Annotated in this window: 6 protein-coding genes; 4 read left to right on the top strand and 2 right to left on the bottom strand. The window is 38.0% G+C overall.

Annotation, left to right across the window (positions count from 1 at the left end):
- Positions 1 to 563 precede the first annotated feature (563 nt).
- Positions 564 to 2606, bottom strand: coding sequence for a transglycosylase domain-containing protein (locus tag RVS70_RS20920; protein WP_321134694.1), 2043 nt, complete (start codon positions 2604 to 2606; stop codon positions 564 to 566).
- 417 nt (positions 2607 to 3023) lie between these two features.
- Between RVS70_RS20920 and speE the strand changes: the two genes are divergently transcribed.
- On the top strand, positions 3024 to 3851 hold the full coding sequence (speE, locus tag RVS70_RS20915; RefSeq protein ID WP_026681817.1) for a polyamine aminopropyltransferase: 828 nt from the start codon (positions 3024 to 3026) through the stop codon (positions 3849 to 3851).
- A gap of 18 nt (positions 3852 to 3869) precedes the next feature.
- Positions 3870 to 4742 carry an agmatinase gene (speB, locus tag RVS70_RS20910; RefSeq protein WP_026681816.1) on the top strand — a complete coding sequence of 291 codons (873 nt, stop codon included), beginning with the start codon at positions 3870 to 3872 and terminating at the stop codon, positions 4740 to 4742.
- A 66-nt stretch (positions 4743 to 4808) separates the two neighbouring features.
- Here speB and RVS70_RS20905 read toward each other — a convergent pair whose 3' ends face one another.
- Positions 4809 to 4979: a hypothetical protein gene (locus RVS70_RS20905; RefSeq protein ID WP_161629276.1), complete on the bottom strand. Its 171-nt coding sequence runs from the start codon at positions 4977 to 4979 to the stop codon at positions 4809 to 4811.
- A gap of 625 nt (positions 4980 to 5604) precedes the next feature.
- Between RVS70_RS20905 and RVS70_RS20900 the strand changes: the two genes are divergently transcribed.
- The gene (locus tag RVS70_RS20900; RefSeq protein ID WP_034679229.1) at positions 5605 to 6042 is read left to right on the top strand and encodes a DUF1934 domain-containing protein; all 438 of its coding nucleotides are present in this window, start codon (positions 5605 to 5607) and stop codon (positions 6040 to 6042) included.
- The gene (argS, locus tag RVS70_RS20895) at positions 6039 to 7703 is read left to right on the top strand and encodes an arginine--tRNA ligase (protein ID WP_026681814.1); all 1665 of its coding nucleotides are present in this window, start codon (positions 6039 to 6041) and stop codon (positions 7701 to 7703) included. The genes RVS70_RS20900 and argS overlap by 4 nt, the downstream gene beginning before the upstream one ends.
- The last annotated feature ends 326 nt before the right edge of the window (positions 7704 to 8029 follow it).

Raw genomic sequence — 8029 nt, 5'->3', positions numbered from 1 at the left:
GCCTGATAATAGCGAAGGCCGGCCACTTCAACTCCTGTGGGAAATGTTTGACCTGAAGATCCACTTTTTTGAGCGGGTTTTGCTAAAAAAGTTAGCTGAAGGACAAACCCCACGGAAAGGGAAGTGGACAGCCGGAGTGGTGGTCAAGCAAGCAGTAGCCATTATTCCATAATAGCTACTAGAGGAAGCGTGAATCTGAGCATTTAGTGATAAGGACTGAGCGAATTTTGCTCAGTTTTTCTTAGTATAGGATACTATAAATTTAGCCCATGTAGATAAATATGGATCTGTTGAACGGCGTCTAACTCCAGCGTCCAGAAACTAGGCGACTCACCTTAAGCTAAGTCATCATCGACACGCAAACTCACCGTGATTCCTTTATCTCCGTTGACTCGTTCCAGTCGCCGCGTTTCCAATTGGGCATTTGCGCTTTTGTTCAGGAGAATCTGTTTTAGAAGGTTCGCCTGTAGTAACAATTAGCTGTATCCCACTATATTTACATAAAAATTTTTCGAGTTTCAACAAGACTGTTTGTTTGATGAATCTTGCTCAGGTAAAAATGGTTAATCAAAGAGGTCGAATATTTTTTCGACGATGCTTTTATCTTCTCTTTTTACATCCTTATCTTCTTGGTTGTGATGGAAATGCTCCGTGCAATATTCATGGGGCTCTGTACCTTTCTCAAAGAACATCACCCTACTTGTATTGCAATAAGGAGTGGCACGCTTTCCGGTTGTAGGATCAACGGGTACTCCAATGACTCCGCTGGGTACAGAAAAGGTCTCGTTTGGTAAATTTTCATGAGACTTTTGCATAAAATCAGCCCATATTTCCTTTGCATATCGTTCCTCTGCAACTTTTTCGATTTTACGGTTATCGTCATAGCCTATCCAAATACCAGTGGCAATTGAGGGGCTAAAGCCAATCATCCAGCTGTCAGAATTGGTTGATCCAGATTTTCCAGCATAGTGTCGATTTAGTTGATCGGTAATTGTTGAACCCGTAACGGGCATATACCCATCAAGTTCGTGATCAAACATCCCTGTCATTAAATGCGTTAGAATAAATGTTTTTCTCTGGTCAAGTATTTGATTTTTCTTTTCAGATTTATGTTTATAGACGGTCTTGCCGTTATGATCAATAATTTTGGATATGGAATGGGCATCGATCTTGTACCCGCCATTTGCTAACATACTGTATCCAGTAACCATTTCTTTCATAGATACAGCTGCTGAGCCAAGTGCTAGTGAAGGAACTTCTGGAAGTTTACTTGTGATCCCAAATTCCCTTGCAGTCTCTACTAAAGTTTTAGGTCCAACAAACAGATTTGTTTTAACGGCATATATATTATCTGATAATGCCAATGCTTGGGCTAACGTTATTTCCTTGTTAGCATAATAGCCATTATAATTACTTGGTTGATAGGTTTCCCCATTTGCTAATTGAAATGTAGTTGGTTTGCTTGGTAGCATCGTATTCGGTTTATAGCCATTCTCTAAAGCAGCATAGTAAAGGAACGGCTTGAATGAAGAACCAGGCTGTCGTTTTGCTTGAACGGTTCGGTTAAAGGAGCTTTCTTGATAGTTACGTCCCCCAACCATTGCAATGATTCCTCCAGTATTTGGATTCATTGCTAAGGCTCCTGCTTGTACTTCACTTGTAGGTGTAATCGCATGATTTATCTGTTCCTCTAATAGTAGCTGATGATCTTTTTGAAGTGTTGTGTGAATTTGGTAGCCTCCAGAACGTATCCCTTCAACTTCCATATTTAGCAGATCAGCAGCCTCCTTTATTACGAAGTCTTGAAAATAGGGACCTACTCGCTCTTTTTCCTGTGCATTCGATTTTTTGTATACTAACTTCGCTTGAGCGGCCTGTTTGTACTCCATTTCTGTAATCTTGCCTTGCTGATACATTGCCTGTAAAATTTGCTTCTGTCGATCTTCTGCTCTTTTACTATCATTTAATGGAGAGTAATAGGTTGGTCCTTTAGGAATACCTGCTAACATGGAAGCTTGCGCTAACGTTAACTGTTTGGAACTTGTATCAAAGAATAAATTACTTGCCGATTCGATACCATATGCCCCGTGTCCATAGTAAATCGTATTTAAATACCCCTCTAAGATTTTATCTTTTGAATAAAACATCTCTAAACGAACAGTATAAAATGCCTCCTTCATCTTTCGTAACCATGTCTTTTCATGTGATAAATATAAATTTCGCGCATATTGCTGAGTTAAGGTGCTGGCTCCCTCTTTTAGTGACCATGTTTGAATGTCTTTTAATAGTGCACCAAAGATTCGCTTTATATCAAATCCATGATGTTCATAGAAATTACGATCCTCAATCGCTACTGTAGCTTGGATAACAGCCTCCGACATATCCTTCAGATTTACCCATTCTCGATTTTCTCCTCCATGCTGTTCGCCAATGATTTCTCCTGAGTTGCTATATAGAATGGTATTCTGATCATTTGCTAATTCTGGAGGACCTAAAACAAAGCTTAGCAAGTAAACAAAGATAAATAAGGAAATTCCAGTAAGGAATAGAGATCCAATGCTAATCAGAAATAATTTATGTATTCGTATCTTTCTTTTTTTTGCCATGTTCTTTTCCCTCATATCCTAAGTTAAAGGTAAAAAAAGCTTATCAAAGCCAGGTCAAAAAGTTTCACTTTTATCCCGCATATAACTGGGAGTATGCCCCCCACTTCAAGCAATAAAGAGAAACCACTATTGGTAAGTGGGGGATCAACTGCCAGTAAAGATTAGTTCACCTAACAATCAGTGAGGTGGATAAACAAAACCCCCAATGGATTGAATTTTCATTATATAGGTGGGGAATAACCCGAAAATGTTTAGTGAATGAACATATCCTTTTCTCCATAAAGTTACAATTTATGTGTTCTTTACTAGCATTATGGGAAAAGATATAGGCAAATAAACGTATGTGAAAAAAATGCTTGTCTTTTTGTCAAATTTCTCTATAATTTTATTGTCGTTATATGGAAAGGATGTGTTCGTATGAGCATGTGGTTTACTGAAAAGCAAACAGCTAATTTTGGAATTACAGCAAAAATAAAGCAAACGTTAACTACCGTGCAAACGGATTATCAGGATTTAAACATAATAGAAACAGAAGAATGGGGAAAAATGCTTGTACTTGATGATATGGTAATGACTACAGAAAAGGATGAATTTGTTTATCATGAGATGTTGGCACATGTTCCCTTGTTCACCCATCCTAATCCAAAGCATGTGTTAGTTGTTGGAGGCGGAGATGGGGGCGTTATACGAGAAGTGCTAAAGCACCCTTCCGTAGAGAAAGCTGTACTAGTTGAAATTGATGGGCAGGTGATTACCTATTCCAAAAAATATTTGCCCACGATAGCTGGCTATCTTGAAGACCCTCGGGTTGAAGTCAAAGTAGAGGATGGCTTCTTATATATAGCAAATAGCAAACGAGCCTTCGATGTCATTATGGTAGATTCAACGGAACCGGTGGGCCCGGCTGTTAATCTATTTACACAAGGGTTTTACACCGGTATTTCTCAAGCATTAAAGGATGATGGGATATTTGTTGCACAAACAGATAATCCTTGGTTTAAAGCAGATCTAATTACACAGGTGTATCATGATGTCAAAGCAATTTTTCCTATAACAAAATTATATACTGCTAATATTCCAACGTACCCAAGTGGATTATGGACATTTACAATGGGAAGTAAAATACATGATCCACAAAAGGTAAAAGAAGAAAGATTTAGCACAATCAATACAAAGTATTATACTTCTGAGCTGCATATGGCTGCTTTCGCTTTACCTAAGTTTGTAAATGACTTGCTGACCTAAGAGGGGGAGGATCGTTTTATGAAATTTGATGAAGCCTATTCTGGGAAAGTTTTTATTATGGCTGGCCAAGATTATAATCAAGCAGATGCTGTTATTTACGGAATGCCAATGGACTGGACCGTAAGCTTTAGACCTGGATCCCGATTTGGTCCTGGACGAATTCGTGAGGCCTCAATTGGTCTTGAAGAGTATAGTCCATATTTGGATAAGCATTTAGAAGAAGTAAGTTATTTTGATGCAGGAGATATCCCACTTCCATTTGGCAATGCGGAAAGAAGCTTAACTGAAATTAAAAATTATGTTTCAAAGATAGTCCATGATGGTAAATTCCCCCTTGGATTAGGTGGGGAGCATTTAGTTACGTGGCCAGTAATTCAAGCAGTGCATGAGATGTATCCAGACATGGTTCTCATCCATATAGATGCTCATGCCGACTTAAGAGAGGAATATGAAGGAGAAGTCCTTTCTCATTCTACGCCCATACGAAAAATCTGTGAATTGATCGGGGCTCATCATGTTTATTCTTTTGGAATTCGCTCAGGTATGCGTGAGGAGTTTCAATTTGCTAAGCAAAGCGGCATGTATATGGCAAAGTACAACGTTTTTGCACCACTTAGGGAAATGTTGCCAAAGCTAGCCGGTAAAAAAGTTTATGTGACCATTGATATTGACGTATTAGACCCAGCCTTCGCACCTGGTACTGGTACAGCGGAGGCGGGTGGTATTACCTCTGCAGAAATGTTAGACGTGATTCAGCTTATTGCAAATGCAAATGTTGAGGTAATTGGTGCAGATGTAGTGGAAGTTGCACCCATTTACGATCATTCGGAAAAGACCGCGATTGCAGCAAGTAAATTCATCCGTGAAATGTTGCTTGGTTGGGTAAAATAATAGCTTATAATGTCTATTCATAATTTAGGCACAGACAGACCCTCCTTAATTGAAAGGGTCTGTTATTCATTTATCGAGATCATTTTTAATGAATGGAGGCGTGACATTCTGCTCACCCTTCAAACCCAAATGCTCTTTTATTTCTTTTAATTCTTTTAAAATAGTCTGGGTATTGATCCACGCAGCGATTGAAGCGAAAATGGCAATAATTAAAACTATAGTTATAAAGATGTCCAAAAAAACACTCCTAACATATATTTTCTAGATGATATCATAAATATAAAATTTACACAGTAAGGTTACCGTCACATATTTGGTTGAAATTCTTTACCTGCTTCCTGTATTCTTCCTGTGAATGCTCGTATCTCACTAGTTATCCTACACGAGCGTTATTCTCGTAACATTATGCATATGCATAAAAAACAAGTGCTCGATATGTATCGAGGCTGCATTGTTTGGCAACTAAAGATATGTGTTAATAATGGAATTTTAGATAATGTTTGGAATTAATCGGCTTGTGAACGTATAAAAAAAGTGATGAAGTACGTAAGGTAAAGAAGCAAATTTTATGTTGTTTACAATGAAGAAAACAAATATGGTTAAGTGTGGGATCAACTGCCAGTAAATGCCCGATTGGTTCGGGCCTACATGGAAGTAGGTCACAAAGGCGTTGCCACAGGACGTGGCGATTTAAGCCTTTGTACGTATTTGTTTCAGTAAAAGCCGGATGGAAGTTTCACTTTATAAAACCTTGGTACATCAATGCTTGATAAAAATATTCTGTTATAATAGAATACACAGGAATACATGTTTATAAAAGGCTTATAATCTGGTAGGATTTATCTAAAGTTGAGGCGATATAATGAGTTTACATAAGCAAGTGGCTATTGAACTTTGTACGACGATCGACGATAATGGTCAAATGGAATATAATAAAATTCAGCAAAATGGATTTTTATACAAAAAAGGAAGCTTGGATGTACTTACATTTGAAGAAATGGCAGACGATAATTCGGTCATTAAAAATCTTATTACTATTCAATCAGATAGGGTAAATATTAAGCGTTCTGGTAACGTTACGATGAATCAACAGTTCCAGGAAAGGCAAACGACAGAAAATGTATTAAAGCATCCTTATGGCAGCATACATATGGAAACCTTCACACAATCTATTTTGTATTCCCCATTAAAAGCCCGGGAAGATGGAAGTTTACATATAGCTTATACTGTCAAACTAAATGGACAAGAGGAACGGCAACATAAAATCGATGTAACGATTAAAGAGGAGGACATGACATGAATGTCTTAGCACAAACAGAGAATATATTAAAACAGCAAATTACGAAAGCAGTTATTCAGGCAGAGCTTACAAACGAAGCGGAGATGCCAGATGTTATATTAGAAAAACCAAAAGATAAAACACATGGAGACTTTGCTACAAATATTGCCATGCAGCTAGCGCGTATTGCTAAGAAGTCGCCTCGACAAATCGCCGATGATATTGTTAAGCATTTAGATAAGGCTGAAGCAGCTGTAGATAAGGTTGAAATAGCTGGGCCTGGTTTTATTAATTTCTTCATGAAGGACAATTTTCTTGGTGAAATAATTCCAACGATTCTGCGCGAACAACAATCTTACGGAAAAACAAATGCAGGTCAAGGTGAGAAAATTCAGGTGGAATTTGTATCAGTAAATCCTACTGGGGATCTCCATTTAGGGCATGCTCGTGGAGCTGCGTTTGGCGATGTTTTATGCAATGTGTTAGATGCTGCTGGATATGAGGTGGAACGTGAATATTATATCAATGACGCGGGAAATCAAATCGATAATCTAGCTCTATCAGTAGAAGCACGTTATCTACAAGCATTAGGTAACGATGCTGAAATGCCGGAGGATGGTTATTATGGTGAAGATATTGTAGAAATCGGTAAGCAACTGGGTGTAGAATACGGCGATCAATGGGCAGTTAAAGAGAAGAAGGACAGGTTAGCCTTCTTTAAAGAGTATGGGTTAAAATATGAACTTGGTAAAATTGAAAAGGATCTTGCAGAGTTTCGTGTTGAATTTGATTCTTGGTTCTCGGAGCGTTCCTTATATAAAGAAAATAAAATTACGGAAGCATTAGATGTATTAGACAATTTCATTTATGAAAAAGATGGCGCGACGTGGTTCCGTACGACGGATTTTGGCGATGATAAGGATCGTGTTTTGGTTAAACAAGATGGTAGTTACACATATCTTACACCAGATATAGCTTATCATAAGAATAAATTAGATAGAGGTTTTGATAAGATCGTAAATGTATGGGGAGCAGATCACCATGGTTATATTCCGCGTATGCGAGCAGCAATACAGGCACTTGGCTATCCAGTAGAAAAGTTTGATGTGAAAATTATTCAAATGGTAAATCTATTTGAAAATGGCGAAAAGCTTCGGATGAGTAAGCGAACAGGCAAGGCAGTTGCATTAAGAGAATTAATAGAAGAAGTTGGTGTGGATGCAGTTCGTTACTATTTCGTAACTCGTTCAAATGATTCCCAATTGGATTTTGATATGGACCTTGCACGCTCACAATCAAATGATAATCCAGTGTTCTATGTACAATATGCACATGCTCGTATTTGTACAATGCTAGAGCAAGCTAAAGCCAAAGGGCTTTTGACTGAAGAATCAATGGATGTATCTTTACTCACTTCTGAGAAAGAAACGGATTTATTGAAAAAACTAGCTGAATTTCCACAGGTTGTAGCAGATGCTGCTGAAAAGCAAACACCACATAAAGTGACGCAATATGTATACGATCTTGCAACTTTACTGCATAGCTTTTATAATGCTGAAAAGGTTTTGGATATAGATAATAAGGAGAGAACTCAAGCTCGAATTGCATTAATGAAAGCAGTTCGAATTACGCTTTCTAATGCACTTCAACTAATTGGTGTAACAGCACCTGAAAAGATGTAATAAAAAGATTCAGAGACGAAAACAAAAGTGTTTTAATCAAGGAGAAAAACGCACAAATAGAAATGAGGAGACTTGGACGTTCGTTAGTGAAAAGCGAGTGTATTCGTTCGATAGGCATAACAAACTTGCAAAGAAAAAAACGGTATTTTCTAAAAGCTACAGCTATTTTCCAACATCAATCGTGGAAAATAGCTTTTTTATGTTTTTGAAAACCCCTGGCTGTGCCAGGGGTTCCGGAAAGCTTTAAGCGTGGGGTCAAAAAAAGCCTCTCTTCATGGTAAGATAAAGTTGGTTTCCCGACCACTAAATCTCACCTAAGAAGGAGG

Source organism: Virgibacillus sp. M23, assembly GCF_034190895.1.
Taxonomy (GTDB): Bacteria; Bacillota; Bacilli; order Bacillales; family Amphibacillaceae; genus Virgibacillus; species Virgibacillus salarius.
The sequence above is the reverse complement of the archived record's forward strand: the minus strand, read 5'-3'. Positions and strand labels throughout refer to the sequence as shown.